The organism is Martinezella rhizogenes (assembly GCF_000799715.1).
Taxonomy (GTDB): Bacteria; Pseudomonadota; Alphaproteobacteria; order Rhizobiales; family Rhizobiaceae; genus Rhizobium; species Rhizobium rhizogenes_C.
In genome coordinates this window covers 16,718-31,428 of the sequence record NZ_JUHG01000013.1, presented here as the reverse complement: position 1 = coordinate 31,428, position 14,711 = coordinate 16,718, and the positions used below count along the sequence as shown (strand labels likewise).

Genomic DNA, 14,711 nt, shown 5'->3' with positions numbered 1-14,711 from the left:
ATGAAATCCGCAAACTGGAGGGCGCATCATGTCTGATCCGTTGATGCTCGCGACGGTCCTCGCCGGCGGCCTGCTAATGGGCTTTGCCGGAAGCCTTCATTGCGCCGGCCAGTGCGGCGGTATCGCATCGTCGCTACTCATCGCTACGGGGCGGGGACGTTCCGGATCGGAAAGGGTAAAGGCTCTTTTGGTTACCCAGCTCGGCCGCACGGTCACCTATACGATCGCAGGTGGCCTCGTCGGCGTTGCCGGCAGTGCACTGGGTAATCTTCTCGATCTCGCCGGTATCCAGCCCGTGCTGCGTATCCTCGGCGGGGTTATGCTGGTCTGGGTGGGGTTGGCGGTTGTCGGCGTCGTCCCTGGTCCCCAGGTCTTCGATCGCCGCGCCATGGCCGTCGCAGGCCGGATGCCTGGGCGCAATCTTTCGCCCGCGCTTCGGAATTCTTCGGCGCTGCTTCTGGGCATGACCTGGGGGCGGCTCCTTGCGCGATGGTCTATAATGCGTTGATGACCGCCATGCTGACGGGTGCGCCAGCAACGGGCGCGTTGTTCATGACGGGCTTTGGCCTGGCGACGGTGCCGGCCGTGGCACTGACGGCGCTTGGGACAGCGCAAATCGTTGCCATGGGCCCGTTGCTGCCCAAGGCGACCCTGCGCAAAGGGGTCGGGATTGCAATTAAGCTCCTTGGCTTCGCAAGCACGGCGGTGCCCGCCGCGTCGTTGGCGGCGCTGTGCATGAACTGACAACAAGCGAGAGTATAGCCGATCACCCTCATCGGGAAGGTGCTGAGATAGCCTCATGGGCAATCAATCGGCAGAGTTCTTCAACGATACCGACGCAAAGCGGAAGCGAGGACGTTTGTTCATTGTCTGTTTTCTAAGGGTTGCATAACGTCTAACCTGAATCCGAAATAGCGGATCGAAGGTTCACATCCATTCAAGACCCCACTATTTTTTCATAGCCGTAACAGCGATCCTGACGGCAATGGTCTTGGAGACCCATTCCGCCGCCGGGTCGGAGAACATGCCGAGATCCAGTGCTGCGCGATCGAGCTCGATATTGCCTTCCACCTGTGCCTTGTCGCCCTGCATTTTGTAGGTGAAGGACAGGGTGACGGGAACCGTCGTCTTCTTGATGGTCAGAGTGCCCAAGGCTTCGTAGCGTTCGCCGCCGAGCGATCGGAAGCTCTGGCTTTCGAAGCGCGCTTCGGGGAAGCGGGCAGAGTTGAACCATTCGCCATTCTTCAAGGAGTTCTCCTGGGTGGCGTCGCCGGTCTTTGCGGAAATGGTATTGACGGTAATGACGGCCTTCGAGCCGGCCAGATTGGCGGGATCGAAGCGGATGTCGCCGACCCATTCGTCGAAACGTCCGTTGAAAGGCTTGCCCGCATGATTGCCGCTGAACGTAATGCCGGAGGCAGCCTTGTCGATAGTCCAGGCAATGGCGTTGGCGTCGGAGACCGGAGTAGCGGCGACTGAAATCGGAACAGCAGCCGGAGCGGCGGCTTGCGCGGCTACGGGTGCTGGCTCGACCCGAGGGCCGGGCAGGTGCAGCCAACAGCCGACAAGCCCGATCAGCAATACGAAGGCAATACCGGCGCTGCGGGGCAGCAGGGCTTTCCCCGCCGGCGCGTGATGATCCTCATGCCCTTTGCCGCGCAGGAAGGGGAGCATTTGGGCAAGCACCCCGTCGCGATCGATAATGTGGTGCTTAAGCGCTGCGGCCATGTGCAGACCGATGAGCAGGGCGCCGCCATAGGCCATATAGGCATGAGCACCCATGGCGCCGAAGGCGAGCATCCGCATGCTTTCGAGGCCCGGCAGATCGGGAATGGTGAACAGGCCGAACCAGGAAGTCGCAACCATCAGGGGGCGATCCGTGCTGATGGCCCAGCCGGCCGAGATATAGACCCAGCCGCTCAACGGAATGGCGAGCAGCAGGCCGTAAAAGGCAATATGCGTGGCACGGGCGAGAACGCGCTCCCATCCTTTCATGCCGGCGGGTAGCGCCGGGATCGGATGGGTGAGGCGCCAGACAACCCGGAGCAAGGTCAGCGCGAGAATGGCGAAACCTATGGATTTATGCACCTGAAACAATTGATAGGCGAGCTGCTGCGTATCAGGCTTGTTGATCGCTCTAACCATCCACCAGCCCATCGGGATCATGGAGATCACCAGAAGTGCCGTTGCCCAATGGAGGGTGATGGCGACCGCGCTATAGCGCTTGCTGGTTTTGTGAGCCGGTCGAACCGACGCGCTGGAATGAATATTCATTGCACCCTATCAGGACAGGACCCGCCGGCTTTAAGGGCTCAATGGCGGGAAAAATGAGAAACATTTTGAAAATCGGAACATCGATCAATGACCGACTGCGATGCGAAACCGCATCGCAGTCAGCGGGCTCAGTGCATTCGGCGGCTTACTTGGCGGCCGTATCCTGGATGAATTCGCCATCGAAACGGATCGTGACATCAGGGCCAACAAAGCCGGCCGGCTGGCCGAATTCGGTGCGGTTGAAGCTGCCCTCGGCGGCAAAGCCTACGGCCGGCACGCCTGCGAACGGGTGACTGTCGATTTCACCGTTGAGTGTGGCTTTCAGGGTCACAGGCTTGGTGACGCCGAGGAAGGTGAGATCGCCGGTGACATCGGCCGTCGTCGGGCCGGTAGATGTGACCTTCGTCGATTTGAAGGTGATCTTCGGATGTGCTTCGCTGTTCAGCATCTTCGGGTCGCGGCTGATTTCCTCATCCCAGGTCTGATATGGCGAGGAGGCATGCGTGGCCTTGTAGTCGGCCGGATAGCCGGTCACGACCGAGGTCGCATCAATGGTCGCCTCGATGGAGGAGTCTTCGATCTTGGCCGGGTCAAGCTTCAACGTGGCTTCGAGCTTGTTGAAGCGAACGGTATAATTGGAGATCTTGTTGTGCTTCACGGACCACAGCAGAGCTGCGTGTGTCTGGTCGAGCTTGTAGACCCCGGCCGGCGCCGTGGCCTCGGTTGCCGGCGCTGCCGTCTGGGCAAAGGAATAACTCGAGGTTGCAGTCAGCATCCCCAAGGCAATGAGAGCGGAGGAAATGCAATATCGGTTTATTCTCATACGTATCAAACCCTTCTCTGTTAATCGGCGTCGTGACTATTGAAAAATAAGGCGTTCACTTGGAAATGAATTAATGTTGAGGAAACAGCTCTTGAAATTGGTGATTGCCGGACTACCGCCGCTGTCTCACTATTCATCCCGTCGTTCTCCAGTGAAAATCAGACCTCTTTTCAACGTCTTTCTGAAACGCCGTCTGGCACCATCCGGCGGTTGCCAGCGTCCCGAAACTGGGACGCGTATGCGCCAATGCGAGCGCAGCCAAGGTAGAATTCCGCTTTTCTGTCGCGTTGTGTATCGCGATTGCGCAGGTTGGATACTGTCGGGAAGATTATCGCGGTCATGCGCGTAGTCAGACCGCTGAGTCATTGCCTTGGTCACAAAGGACCAGATAAGAGCTTTCGGAGCCGCGCCCGGATCGCTTACGAAGTGGACGCAGACCGATTCTTCAAGCTGATGTTTGATCTGCTGCGCGATCCATTGGGCAGGATTTACGGCTAACCTTCGGTGCTAATTACCGCAGTATGCCGCTAAGTATTGTAAAATGAGGATCCGTTTTCCTGCCGAGGTATTCTACGATGTCGCGATCGCCGGTTTGAATCTTATCAAGAGTACCCTTTGGCGCCATTCGATCTTGGTCGTAAATGCGATATTCTGGTGCTTATTGACTGATCTTCACAGGGCACTTCATGCCGATGATCTCAGTATAAGGCGCCCGGGAATGACAACCGTATCAGCGTCGCGCCTGCTGGTTATCATCGCAACCAGAGCGTTGATCATCTCGTCGGTTGGCTGTTCGTAGCTGGTCAATTCGTAGGCCGGCGCCCCGCCCAGTTCGATATTGTCAAAGCCGACGACTGCCAAGTCCTTTGGAACCCCAAGCCCGAACTCGCCGCGAGCGACATCCATCGCCCCGAGCGCCAAAATGTCATTCTCACACATCAGTACGTCGATACGCGATGCGGCTGACGTAGCGCCCAGATATGTGCGGGCCGCCTCAGCGCCAGCCTGGGCGCTGTACTTTTCTGCGGCAAGTTCTGTCACGCCTTCGATACCTTTCGCTCGCCAGAAATTCGTATAGTGATGGCGCCTGCCAAGCGCCGTCGAAAGGGTCCTTGCTCCCGTCATGAAACCGGGACGGCGATATCCCTTGTCGAATAGGTAGTCGACGATTTCGCTGAGAGCGAGTTCGGCGTTGCAGGCGATCGCGGGAACGCCGGGGATTTGGCTGTCTCTCGCGAGAACGAACATCGGCGGGAATCCTGGGCCAAGGCGTCGATCACCCAGCGTTTCCTCGCGAAAGGCGGTGCCGAACAGGATCACGGCGTCGAACTGTCGCTGGCCTGCATTGATCAGCGCATGAACGTGATCGAAATGACGGTTGATGTTGATCAATACAGTCAGCAGGCCCTCCGCCTGCAGCCGCTCGGTCAACATCTCCAGAACCGGCAGCTTATGCGGATTGGTGAAGTCGTCGATGAAGACGGCGACCTGATGCGTGATGTTCGTTGCAAGGCTGCGAGCGAGAAGATTGGGCGAATAGTTCAGGGCGTCGGCCGCCTGAAGCACCTTTTGCCGGCTGGCATCCGTAATGGACGCACCGGGCGTGAACGCACGAATGACGGTCCATTTCGATACGCCGGCGGCTTCCGCCACCTCTTTCGCCGTCGCCCGTTTGCGCATGCCTGCCTCCTCAATTGGAATGAATATTCCACAAAAAAATAAAAATGGAATGAATGCTTGATTTCTGTCGACAATAAAGTAGTTTTATCGAGCTTGCTACCGGGTGCAAAGGAGATTGCTACCGGTAGCATTGGGAGGTCCGCAGTGAAGCGGACTATTTTGGGAGGGTAAAATGAAATTCGGCTTGAAATCGCTTCTTGCGAGCGCAGCCATGGCTGCCGCGCTCATCTGCTCTTCGGCAATCGCCAATGCTGCGGATATTCGCATCATTGCCGTCACCCACGGCCAGGCCAATGATCCTTTCTGGTCCGTCGTCAAGAACGGCGTCAACGCAGCGGCGAAGGACATGGGTGTCAGCGTCGACTACCGTGCTCCGGAAACCTTTGACATGGTATCGATGGGGCAGCTTATCGACGCTGCCGTCAACCAGAAGCCCGACGGGCTTATCGTCTCCATTCCGGATGCCTCGGCGCTTGGTCCGTCCATCAAGAAGGCTGTCGCCGCCGGTATCCCGGTTATTTCCATCAATTCCGGTTCGGATGTTTCAAAGGAACTGGGCGCGCTTCTGCATGTCGGCCAGGACGAATACACCGCCGGCAAAGCCGCCGGTGCGAAACTGCATGAGTTGGGCGGCAAGGAAGGCATCTGCGTGAACCAGGAGGTCGGCAACGTTTCGCTCGATCTGCGTTGCAAGGGCTTTGCCGATGGTTTCGGCGGCAAGGTCACCGTCCTTCCGGTCAGCAACGATCCGGCTGATGTCCGTGCGAAAGTCAAGGCAGCGCTGAGTTCCAATACGGCTGTCGATACCGTCATGGCGCTTGGTGCCGGCACTGCCGGCGAACCTTCGCTCGCGGCCGTCGAGGATGTCGGCATGACCGGCAAGATCAAGGTGGCGACATTCGACCTTTCGGCCGATTTCCTGAAGGCCGTGGCCGACGGCAAGGCCGCCTTCGCGATCGATCAGCAGCAGTTCCTGCAGGGCTATCTGCCGGTCGTATTCTTGGCCAACTACGCCAAATACGGGCTTATCCCGGGGGGCAATGTTCCATCCGGCCCGAACCTTATTACCAAGGAAAAGGCCGCCCAGGTCGTGGATCTTTCCGCCAAGGGCATTCGCTAACCGGAATTGCCGCAAGGCATTCTCCCAGAATCTCCTCCCCTTTGATGGGGAGGGGGTTTGGCTGACTGAGCGCGCTGCCGAGCAGCGCCAATGCTACCCTAAATTACAATCCCGTTGGAGGAGTTATGGCTTCGCTTGAGCAGAGAACGGCGGCCGCGCCGAAACCCGATGAGCGCGTCAAACAAGTGAGTTTTTTGACGCATATGATGCGGCGGCCTGAGCTTGGCGCCGTGGCAGGCCTTGTTCTCGTCATCGTCTTTTTCTTTCTCACCGCAGATTCGACGATGTTTTCGCTGTCCGGCGTGATGACCATTATGGCGCCGGCATCGCAATTGGGAATCCTTGCCATTGCAGCGGCACTTCTGATGATCGGCGGCGAGTTCGATCTTTCGATCGGCTCGATGGTGGCCTTTGCGGGACTGATCTTCGGCGTCACCCTGACGAATTTCGGTCAGCCGCTTTCGGTTGCAATCGTCATGACGATGCTCTTTGCAGCGTTCATGGGGGCGATCAATGGGCAGATCGTCATTCATACACGCCTTCCGTCCTTCATCGTGACCCTGGCTTTCCTCTTCATCTTGCGTGGCCTGACGCTCGTCGGCCTGAAGTGGGCGACGGGCGGCTCAACGCAGCTTCGCGGCATCGGCGACCGGGTCAAGGACAGTCCGTTGCTTGGCTTTTTTTCCGGCGATGCGCTGAAGGGCGTCTTTGTCTGGCTTGCGGATCACGACCTGATCGACAAGTTCCCCAATGGCATGCCGAAGGTTACGGGCATCCCGGTCTCCGTATTGTGGTTCGCCGCGGTTGCCTTGGCTGCGACATGGGTCCTCCTGCGCACGCGTACCGGCAACTGGATCTTCGCTGCCGGTGGCGATCCCAACGCGGCGAGAAACTCCGGCGTGCCGGTCCACAGGGTTAAAACCGGCCTGTTTGCGCTGACGGCATGTGCGGCGGCTCTGGTTGCCATCATCACAGTGCTCGATGCCGGCTCGACCGACGCCAGACGCGGCTTTCAGAAAGAGTTCGAGGCGATCATCGCCGCTGTCATCGGCGGGTGCCTGCTGACCGGCGGCTATGGTTCGGCGATCGGCGCGTTCTTCGGCGCGATCATCTTCGGCTCGGTTTCGATTGGCCTGACTTACACCAAGTTCGACTCCGACTGGTTTCAGGTTTTCCTGGGCTCGATGCTGCTGCTGGCCGTTCTCTTCAACAATTTTATCCGTCGCAAGGTTACCGGGGAGCGCTGATCATGTCTGATGTCAACAATCGAACGCCGGTCATCGAAGTGACCGATATCATCAAGCACTACGGCTCCGTGATTGCGCTCAATGGTGTGTCGATGCAGGTGTCGGCCGGAGAGGTGCTTTGTCTCCTCGGAGACAATGGCGCCGGCAAATCCACTTTGATCAAGACACTCTCCGGCGTCGTCCGCCCAAGTGGCGGTGCGTTCATGGTTGAAGGCAAGCCCGTCAATTTCCGCAGTCCGCGCGACGCGCTCGATGCGGGGATCGCGACCGTCTACCAGGATCTTGCCATGATCCCGCTGATGTCGATCACCCGTAATTTCTTCATGGGGCGGGAGCCTCGCAAAGGCTTCTTCCCTTTCCGCCACCTCGACCTTACGCATTGTAACGATGTCACGCGTGAAGAGATGCGCAAGATCGGCATCGATATCCGCGATCCCAATCAGGCGGTAGGCACTCTGTCCGGAGGCGAACGCCAATGCGTTGCGATTGCGCGCGCGGTCTACTTCGGCGCCAAGATACTCATTCTCGATGAGCCGACTTCGGCGCTCGGCGTGGCGCAAACCTCGATGGTGCTGAAATACATCCACCAGGTTCGACAGAAAGGGTTGGGCGTCATTTTCATCACCCACAATGTCCGCCATGCCTATGCGGTGGCGGACCGCTTCACCATCCTCAATCGCGGCCAGACGCTTGGCACTTTTGCCAAAGCTGATATCGCGATGGATGAGCTTCAGAACCTCATGGCCGGTGGCAAGGAACTGCAGCAATTGTCCGAAGAGCTCGGCGGTACGATCTAGCCGGCTTGCTTCCGAGGCGGCGCTCGATTGCCTTTCGAAGGCCGCCGCCTCTCACCCAATCATCAACCATGGAATACGGTCATGAATGACGGCTTGTCGAATGCCTCATCCCCTTTCACGCTCGCGGTCTGCGCCGAGATGGTCTTCAAGTCGCTTCCTGTCGTCGACAGGCTCAAGCGCATCACCGAACTCGGCTTTCACACCGAGATCTGGGACTGGACGAAACATGACATCGCCGCCCTGGCAAAATCCGGAGCGGTCTTCTCGTCGATGACGGGCTATGTCACCGGCACGCTCGTCGATGACGAGGGCGCAGACGAATTGCTGCGAACGGCGAAGCAATCGATCCCGATCGCCAGGGAGCTCAATTGCCCGCGCCTCAACCTGCACGGGACTGGTCTCGACGGCCAGGGCCTGCCTGTGGTCAAGGCCGACAAGGTGACGGGCGCCATGTGGCTCAAGGCGCACGACACGCTTAACCGTATCGCCGAGCTCGGCGAGAAAGAGGGCGTCACCTTTGTGCTCGAAAACCTCAATGAAGCAGTCGATCACCCCAAGACACCGTTTGCAAAGGCCGAAGATACGCTTGCGCTCGTTTCGTCGGTAAACCGACCAGCATTGAAGCTCAATCTCGATCTTTATCACGCCCAGATCGGCGAAGGAAACCTGATTGAGTTATGCCGTCGCGCTCTGCCCTATATCGGCGAAATCCAGGTGGCGGATGTTCCCGGCCGCATGGAGCCGGGCACCGGAGAGATCAACTACAAGGCAATCGCCCGTGCGCTCAAGGATATGGGTTATCGCGGCACGATCGGCATGGAAGCCTGGGCCTCCGGCGATGATGAGACGGCGCTTGCTCGTTTCCGCGACGCCTTCACGGTTTGAAGATTTCGATAGTCAACACTTACATATCACGGAGAAATATCAATGATCAGGTTTGGAGTGATCGGCGCTGGCCGGATAGGCAAGGTGCATGCCGCGACCATTGCGGCGAACCCGAAGGCCAAGCTCGTCTATGTGGCGGATGCCTTCAGGGCATCGGCTGAGGCGCTGGCCGCGCAGACGGGTGCTGAGGTTGCCGATGCGGAAGATGTCATCAAGTCCCCGGGTGTCGATGCGATCCTCATCGCGACGCCGACCCCCAGCCACGCCGATCTCATCGAGGCGGCGGCCAGGGCCGGCAAGGCAATCCTCTGCGAGAAGCCGGTGTCCCTGTCGGTCGAGCGCATCAATTCCTGCCTCGACGTTGTCGAGAAGAACAAGTCGACCTTGATGATCGGCTTCAATCGCCGGTTTGACCCGAACTTCGCCAGTGTGGAAGCGCGCCTGCGCCGCGGCGATGTCGGCGAAATCGAGATCGTGACGATCACCAGCCGGGATCCCACGCCGCCGCCGGCCGATTACGTCAAATCCTCAGGCGGATTGTTCAGGGATATGATGATTCACGATTTCGACATGGCCCGGTTCCTCATGGGGGAAGAGTTCGTCGTCGTGAATGCACTTGGATCTTCGCTCGTCGACAAGGCGATCGGGGCCGAGGGCGATGTGGATACCGCCGCCGTGCAGATGCAGACGGCTTCGGGGCGCATTGCGGTCATCACCAATTCGCGCCGGGCGACGTATGGCTATGACCAGCGCATCGAAGTCCACGGAGCTGCCGGCATGCTTGCCGCGAGGAATATCCACGCAACCAGCGTCGAGCTTTCCAATGCGAACGGCATAAGCGGCGATCCCGTTCAATATTTCTTCCTGGAGCGCTATGCCCAGGCCTACGCCAACGAAATCAATGCCTTCATCGATGCGATCGACAGCGGCAACCGCTCTCCGAAGCCCGGCGGGCTTGATGGCCTCCAGGCTCAGAAACTGGCGGAGGCCGCCACCGTAAGCTGGCAGACGGGCAGGCCGGTGCAGGTCGCTTAACAAGTTTCGGGGCGATGCGGTGATGTCCTGACATTGCCGTATCGCCACCGGGGTGACGTGCCGCCTGGCGATATGCGTCCGGGTCGCATTGAGGTTGCCGGTTGGCAGTCCTTTGGAGGGTTAAGCGCAATGCTACAGGATAGAGACAACCGTCCTCCCGCGACACTGCAGGAACTGAAGTATCTGATCGCCAAACGGCAGATCGTCTTTCCCGACAGTCTCGAACAGGTCGCGAGGCAGATTATAGAACGGCCGGAAATGATTGCTTTCGAAAGTACCGCTGCGATCGCGCGCAACTGCAAGGTTTCTCAGACGACGGTTTTGCGGCTGGCGCAGCACATCGGGTTTCAAACATTCGGCGAGTTTCGCGCGATGATAAGAGATCACCTTCGCAAGATTTCCGCAAATCACCGCTAGGGAGGCAGCATGAAGCTCAGCTAATATCTGGAATTGATCCACATCATGGTTTTGCGCGTGTAGGATTTGGCCCGGGACAGCCGTTGTTGTTGTTTTCCCAAACACCATACGGCAGCCCGTGGGACGAAAATTATGAGCCATTTCGGAGTAGCCGATATTGCCGAGAAACGCCAAGAGCTCTCACCAGGTGTCAAAGTTCCATCAGACCGATGAAAACCAGGACGAAAATGACATGGGACTTTTACAGACCCTATTAGCCGCGCGCCTTCAGATGAAGCATTGGATGATGCTCATAGTGGCCAGCGCCATTTTTGACGATGGGATCTTCTGAGGTGATCGCCTGTATGTCCTGATCATCGGCGATCTGGTAGAGCGAGACACCATAACCGCCGGCGGGATCCATTACCGGACCATGCGCGACGATCTTTCCTTCGCTAAGAAGCTCATCGAGGAAAGCCCCGTGCTGCTTCATCCATTGCTGCTCGTCGGCGGACATCGTCGCCAGAAAGTTAGCACGCGGCGGAATATACTTGCACAGGTAATATTTCATAGTTTGGCTCCTGGGTTACGGGACGCACCGCCTGGAACGCGGGCCGAGACCAAAAAGCCTCGCCTTTGCTTGCTTTCGGCGTATGTGCCGCTTTGTGATGGAACATCAGCGCGCGATCAGTTACTATCAAAATAAAATCGAGTCACTCTTAAAATGATATCAATATGAAGAATCTCTCAAGCCAACCGTGTCTGATCGCTCGTAGCCTCGCTTTGGTAGGCGACGCTTGGAGTATGCTGATCATGCGCGATGCCAATGCCGGATCAACGCGCTTCGATGAGTTTCGCAAGAGTTTGGGCATTGCGCCGACCATGCTAACCACCCGCCTCGCCGCGTTGACGGAGGAGGGGCTTTTGCAGAAGCGCCGCTATTGCGACCGGCCGCCTCGGGATGAATACGTGCTGACACCGGCCGGTCAGGATTTCCTTCCTGTGCTATTTGCCCTTGGTGCCTGGGGGCGGAAGCACCGCAACGGAGGCGATGTCACTCGTTTCTTCGATGCAGAAACGAACACGGAAATCGAGCCTGTCACCATTGACCATGTAACCGGCGCACCAATCGGCACACGTCCCATTCGCATCGTCATGCCGCAGTGATACTGGACATTATTGGGAAGCAGGGGCCTTGAGGCTTGGCTCCTTCCTTGGCGAAAATCATGTCGTTTGCCTGGAGTACCAACCCAAACCGTCGCGCCCCATTTCACAATAACGATTGAAACCGTCAGATGACCAAGCTTGATATTTTGGAACCGGGAACTTCCAGAGGGAGTGTTTTGATCGTCGGTGTTGGTGCTTATCATGGCTTGAGCGCCGCCATCGCAAGGCGCTTTGCAGCCGATGGTTATCCCGTCCTGCTAGCCGGCCGCAATGAAGCGAAGCTAAATGAAACGGCCGAGCGGATCGAGGCATCCGGTGGGCGGGTCGCGCTTAGCGTCGGCGATGCGTCCAGCGCTTTGGATATGGCGCGGTTTGTGCGCGATGCTGAATCGCTCGCACCGCTTACGGTGGCAGTTCAGAACGTAGGCCCCAGCCGAGTCTCGCCACTCCTTCAACTCACGCCGCAGGAGATCGAAAGTCATTGGCGCAAATATGTGCTCGTGAATTTTGAGATAGCGAAGGCGGCGCTTCCTGCCCTGGTTGCGCGTGGCGGCACGCTCGCCTTTACGGGCGCCAGCGGCCCGTTACGCGGCGAAGCCAACTATTCCTCCTTCGCGGTCGCCAAGATAGGTCTGAGGGCTCTTGCGCAAAGCCTCGCTCGCGAATTTGGCCCCCAGGGCGTGCATGTGACGCATGTGATCATCGACGGTGGCATCGAAGGCGAGCGTCTTTCAACCAAGACATCTCAGTTGAAGGAACAGCGCGGACAGGATGGCCTTCTGAACACTGATGCTATCGCCGAAGCCTATTGGATGTTGCATCATCAGCATCGCAGTGCTTGGACGCTGGAACTTGACGTTCGACTTTGGATGGAGAGTTTCTGAGGCGCGAATCTCGAACTCGTCGGGTCGCGCTGCTTGCATCTCCGATATGGAAAGCGTCTGTGTATCGGTGTTGGCAACGATGAATTCTACGCCCTCAAGCTTTTGCGCAATCGTATTTTCTCACAGCATTTCCGCTACCATCTCCGACGTCGATGACCGTGATCTCTGGCTTCAGCTCAATGATGTTTTACAAAGGAACCATTGTTAGCTTCATCGCGTGGGTCTCTCGGTCGACAGGTTTGCGATTTCTGCTGGGGCATATTCACATCACCTGACGGAAGTAGATCGAGTGATGCTCCCCTCCGGCCAGCGTCTGAATACGGCGCTTGCATTCACCCCGCCAAAGCCGAAGCCATTCGATATTGCGTATTCCATCCCCACGCGCCGTGCGTCGTTGGCGACGAAATCGATGCCGTCAGCTTCCGGATCAGGCGCGTTCAGGTTCAGGGTTGGTGGCGCGATCTGGTTCCTGAGTGCCATGATCGTGAAAATCGCCTCGAGGCCGCCGGCTGCACCGAGAAGGTGTCCCGTTGCAGATTTTGTCCCACTGACCGCGATAGCGTTATCTGAGCCGAAGACACTTTTGATGGCTCTGATTTCACCGAGATCGCCAACTGGAGTGGAGGTCGCGTGCGCGTTCAAGTGACCGATTTCACGCGGACTTATACTAGCCTGCGCAATGGCGATCTCCATCGCTCTGCGCGCACCGTTTCCGTCCTCGGGGCCGGAGGTAATATGATGAGCGTCTGCTGTCGTACCGTATCCGACGAGTTCGGCTATTGGCGTTGCGCCGCGGGCAAGCGCGTGGCTGAGCGCCTCGATGACCAGGATTCCCGCTCCTTCGCCCATGACGAAGCCGTCCCGCATCATGTCGAAAGGACGCGATGCCCGGACCGGAGCTTCATTGAAACCAGTTGACAAAGATCTGGCCGCGGCAAAGCCACCGAGACTGACGATATTCATGCAGGCTTCGGTTCCGCCGCATATTGCAATATCGGCTTCATTGGATCGAATAAGCCTGGCAGCATCGCCTATGGCCTGAACACCGGCCGCGCACGCCGTCACCGGTGCGCCGATCGGACCTTTGAAGCCGAAGCGGATCGATGCTTGTCCTGCTGCGAGATTGACGAGAAACGACGGCACGGTGAAGGGCGAAAGACGGCGGGGACCGCGCTGGTCGACGGTGCGAACCGCTTCGGTTATTGCTGGAAAGCCGCCAATGCCCGAGGCGATGATCGTCGCGGTACGCAACCGGTCATCATTGGAAAGCGGTTTCCATTTCGCTTGGGCGAGCGCCTCTTCAGCGGCCGCCAGTGCGAAGAGGATGAATCGATCGACCTTGCGTTGATCCTTCGGAGCCATGACCGTATCGGGATCGAAGCCTCCTTCGGGATCCTCCGCGATTGAGGGGACAACTCCCCCTATTTTCGATGGGAGGTCTCCGACGACATCGTCCCCCAGCCGCCGAATACCGCTCTGACCCGCAAGAAGGCGCGACCAAGCGATATCAACATTGGCTCCAAGGGGGCTTACAGCTCCCATTCCTGTTACAACGATACGACGCATGTGTTTTCCACCTGTCTTCTCTTAAAAATCGGCACGTCTCAAACGTTCCGGCCGACGATACGGCCAGCGCCCGTTCTCAAAACATGTAGTTCGCGCAAGAATTCAAAGGGAGCTGTTGCAAGCGCATTCGGGTGGCGGCTCATCTCGAGCCCTCGTCCGGATCAGGCCACCGAACCCCGCAACTACCCTTAGATGACAGCCATTGCCTCAGACGCCACCCTCATCACTTGCAATGCGTCTTACTTCACCAGCAGCGGCGTCGAGGATGCCTTGCGATAAATTCTCTTCCTCAATGAGGCGGGATAGCGTGACGGCACCCACCATCAGGGACAGTATCGCCATTGCCTTGCCGCTGGGATTGGAGCTCTTGGCTTCGTCCATCATCTCATCCAGGACCTCAAAGTGAGCCCGGATCCCATCTTCAAATGGACGCCTGACCTCGTCATTTTGGCGCGTCGCGTCCGCGCCCAACGCCACCAAAGGGCATCCGTCGGCCTTCTCTCCACGATGGTCCTTGGAGAGGTAGAACTCCATGACTGCTTCAAGTGGATCCGAGCCTTTGGCTGCTGCTGTCGACCATCTGCGTGTGGCGCTTTCCATGGCGCGTCTTGATGCCAGGGCAGCAAGATCGTCCTTTGACGAGAACTGCTTGTAGAATGCGCCTTGCGTCAGGCCGGCGCCCTTCATCAGGTCCTTTAGCCCGATCCCATCGAAGCCATGCTCTCGAAACAGACGGCTTGCGACGTTGATCACCGTTTCCCGATTTTCTTCTGCCTGTGCGCGGCTCACTCTCATTTCGGCCTCCAATTAGATTTCATTTGACATCTATATAACAAA

Annotated in this window: 16 protein-coding genes; 10 read left to right on the top strand and 6 right to left on the bottom strand. The window is 58.0% G+C overall.

What is annotated here, in order from left to right; genetic code table 11:
• The first annotated feature begins 28 nt into the window (after positions 1-28).
• Together EX00_RS30800 and EX00_RS31720 are read left to right on the top strand one after the other, a co-directional pair.
• Positions 29-508: a sulfite exporter TauE/SafE family protein gene (locus EX00_RS30800; protein ID WP_052210723.1), complete on the top strand. Its 480-nt coding sequence runs from the start codon at positions 29-31 to the stop codon at positions 506-508.
• Positions 508-744 (top strand): hypothetical protein, encoded by a 237-nt coding sequence (locus EX00_RS31720; RefSeq protein WP_052210722.1) that lies wholly within the window; start codon positions 508-510, stop codon positions 742-744. Before EX00_RS30800 ends, EX00_RS31720 begins: the two co-directional genes overlap by 1 nt.
• A gap of 204 nt (positions 745-948) precedes the next feature.
• On the opposite strand, the gene EX00_RS12090 is transcribed toward EX00_RS31720, so the two are convergent.
• The 3 genes from EX00_RS12090 to EX00_RS12080 all read right to left on the bottom strand — a co-directional run bounded on the left by EX00_RS12090 (position 949) and on the right by EX00_RS12080 (position 4,777).
• Positions 949-2,274, bottom strand: coding sequence for a YceI family protein (locus tag EX00_RS12090; RefSeq protein WP_047457808.1), 1,326 nt, complete (start codon positions 2,272-2,274; stop codon positions 949-951).
• A gap of 145 nt (positions 2,275-2,419) precedes the next feature.
• Positions 2,420-3,049, bottom strand: a complete 630-nt coding sequence (locus tag EX00_RS12085) for a YceI family protein (RefSeq protein WP_234709010.1) — start codon at positions 3,047-3,049, stop codon at positions 2,420-2,422.
• Between the two features lie 732 nt (positions 3,050-3,781).
• Positions 3,782-4,777: a LacI family DNA-binding transcriptional regulator gene (locus tag EX00_RS12080; RefSeq protein ID WP_047457803.1), complete on the bottom strand. Its 996-nt coding sequence runs from the start codon at positions 4,775-4,777 to the stop codon at positions 3,782-3,784.
• Positions 4,778-4,949: 172 nt separating this feature from the next.
• On the opposite strand from EX00_RS12080, the gene EX00_RS12075 reads away from it, so the two are divergent.
• The 6 genes from EX00_RS12075 (at position 4,950) to EX00_RS12050 (ending at position 10,278) form a co-directional block, all read left to right on the top strand.
• On the top strand, positions 4,950-5,897 hold the full coding sequence (locus EX00_RS12075; RefSeq protein WP_047457800.1) for a sugar ABC transporter substrate-binding protein: 948 nt from the start codon (positions 4,950-4,952) through the stop codon (positions 5,895-5,897).
• A gap of 125 nt (positions 5,898-6,022) precedes the next feature.
• On the top strand, positions 6,023-7,144 hold the full coding sequence (locus tag EX00_RS12070) for an ABC transporter permease (protein WP_047457798.1): 1,122 nt from the start codon (positions 6,023-6,025) through the stop codon (positions 7,142-7,144).
• 2 nt (positions 7,145-7,146) lie between these two features.
• Entirely contained in the window at positions 7,147-7,941 is a 795-nt protein-coding gene (locus EX00_RS12065; protein WP_047457795.1) for an ATP-binding cassette domain-containing protein, read from the top strand.
• 81 nt (positions 7,942-8,022) lie between these two features.
• Positions 8,023-8,826 carry a TIM barrel protein gene (locus tag EX00_RS12060; RefSeq protein WP_047457793.1) on the top strand — a complete coding sequence of 268 codons (804 nt, stop codon included), beginning with the start codon at positions 8,023-8,025 and terminating at the stop codon, positions 8,824-8,826.
• Between the two features lie 42 nt (positions 8,827-8,868).
• Positions 8,869-9,861 carry an inositol 2-dehydrogenase gene (gene iolG / locus EX00_RS12055; RefSeq protein WP_047457790.1) on the top strand — a complete coding sequence of 331 codons (993 nt, stop codon included), beginning with the start codon at positions 8,869-8,871 and terminating at the stop codon, positions 9,859-9,861.
• Positions 9,862-9,990: 129 nt separating this feature from the next.
• The gene (locus EX00_RS12050) at positions 9,991-10,278 is read left to right on the top strand and encodes a MurR/RpiR family transcriptional regulator (protein ID WP_047457786.1); all 288 of its coding nucleotides are present in this window, start codon (positions 9,991-9,993) and stop codon (positions 10,276-10,278) included.
• Between the two features lie 253 nt (positions 10,279-10,531).
• On the opposite strand, the gene EX00_RS12045 is transcribed toward EX00_RS12050, so the two are convergent.
• Positions 10,532-10,828, bottom strand: a complete 297-nt coding sequence (locus EX00_RS12045; protein WP_047457783.1) for a YciI family protein — start codon at positions 10,826-10,828, stop codon at positions 10,532-10,534.
• 164 nt (positions 10,829-10,992) lie between these two features.
• Here EX00_RS12045 and EX00_RS12040 point away from each other — a divergent pair, with 164 nt between their 5' ends.
• Positions 10,993-11,424, top strand: a complete 432-nt coding sequence (locus EX00_RS12040; RefSeq protein ID WP_047457782.1) for a winged helix-turn-helix transcriptional regulator — start codon at positions 10,993-10,995, stop codon at positions 11,422-11,424.
• A gap of 128 nt (positions 11,425-11,552) precedes the next feature.
• Entirely contained in the window at positions 11,553-12,308 is a 756-nt protein-coding gene (locus EX00_RS12035) for an SDR family NAD(P)-dependent oxidoreductase (protein ID WP_047457780.1), read from the top strand.
• A gap of 267 nt (positions 12,309-12,575) precedes the next feature.
• Here the strand turns inward: EX00_RS12035 and fabF are convergent, their stop codons facing one another.
• Together fabF and EX00_RS12025 are read right to left on the bottom strand one after the other, a co-directional pair.
• On the bottom strand, positions 12,576-13,874 hold the full coding sequence (gene fabF / locus EX00_RS12030; RefSeq protein WP_047457778.1) for a beta-ketoacyl-ACP synthase II: 1,299 nt from the start codon (positions 13,872-13,874) through the stop codon (positions 12,576-12,578).
• Between the two features lie 207 nt (positions 13,875-14,081).
• Positions 14,082-14,669: a TetR/AcrR family transcriptional regulator gene (locus tag EX00_RS12025; RefSeq protein ID WP_047457776.1), complete on the bottom strand. Its 588-nt coding sequence runs from the start codon at positions 14,667-14,669 to the stop codon at positions 14,082-14,084.
• Between the last annotated feature and the right edge of the window lie 42 nt (positions 14,670-14,711).

Excerpts from the sequence above, each read along its gene's own strand:
- EX00_RS31720 (WP_052210722.1), top strand. The coding sequence starts at position 508 with ATGACCGCCATGCTGACGGGTGCGCCAGCAACGGGCGCGTTGTTCATG.
- EX00_RS12025 (WP_047457776.1), bottom strand. The coding sequence starts at position 14,669 with ATGAGAGTGAGCCGCGCACAGGCAGAAGAAAATCGGGAAACGGTGATC.
- EX00_RS12045 (WP_047457783.1), bottom strand. The coding sequence starts at position 10,828 with ATGAAATATTACCTGTGCAAGTATATTCCGCCGCGTGCTAACTTTCTG.
- EX00_RS12085 (WP_234709010.1), bottom strand. The coding sequence starts at position 3,049 with ATGCTGACTGCAACCTCGAGTTATTCCTTTGCCCAGACGGCAGCGCCG.
- fabF (WP_047457778.1), bottom strand. The coding sequence starts at position 13,874 with ATGCGTCGTATCGTTGTAACAGGAATGGGAGCTGTAAGCCCCCTTGGA.
- EX00_RS12060 (WP_047457793.1), top strand. The coding sequence starts at position 8,023 with ATGAATGACGGCTTGTCGAATGCCTCATCCCCTTTCACGCTCGCGGTC.
- EX00_RS12035 (WP_047457780.1), top strand. The coding sequence starts at position 11,553 with ATGACCAAGCTTGATATTTTGGAACCGGGAACTTCCAGAGGGAGTGTT.
- iolG (WP_047457790.1), top strand. The coding sequence starts at position 8,869 with ATGATCAGGTTTGGAGTGATCGGCGCTGGCCGGATAGGCAAGGTGCAT.
- EX00_RS12075 (WP_047457800.1), top strand. The coding sequence starts at position 4,950 with ATGAAATTCGGCTTGAAATCGCTTCTTGCGAGCGCAGCCATGGCTGCC.
- EX00_RS12070 (WP_047457798.1), top strand. The coding sequence starts at position 6,023 with ATGGCTTCGCTTGAGCAGAGAACGGCGGCCGCGCCGAAACCCGATGAG.
- EX00_RS30800 (WP_052210723.1), top strand. The coding sequence starts at position 29 with ATGTCTGATCCGTTGATGCTCGCGACGGTCCTCGCCGGCGGCCTGCTA.
- EX00_RS12050 (WP_047457786.1), top strand. The coding sequence starts at position 9,991 with ATGCTACAGGATAGAGACAACCGTCCTCCCGCGACACTGCAGGAACTG.
- EX00_RS12065 (WP_047457795.1), top strand. The coding sequence starts at position 7,147 with ATGTCTGATGTCAACAATCGAACGCCGGTCATCGAAGTGACCGATATC.
- EX00_RS12040 (WP_047457782.1), top strand. The coding sequence starts at position 10,993 with ATGAAGAATCTCTCAAGCCAACCGTGTCTGATCGCTCGTAGCCTCGCT.
- EX00_RS12080 (WP_047457803.1), bottom strand. The coding sequence starts at position 4,777 with ATGCGCAAACGGGCGACGGCGAAAGAGGTGGCGGAAGCCGCCGGCGTA.
- EX00_RS12090 (WP_047457808.1), bottom strand. The coding sequence starts at position 2,274 with ATGAATATTCATTCCAGCGCGTCGGTTCGACCGGCTCACAAAACCAGC.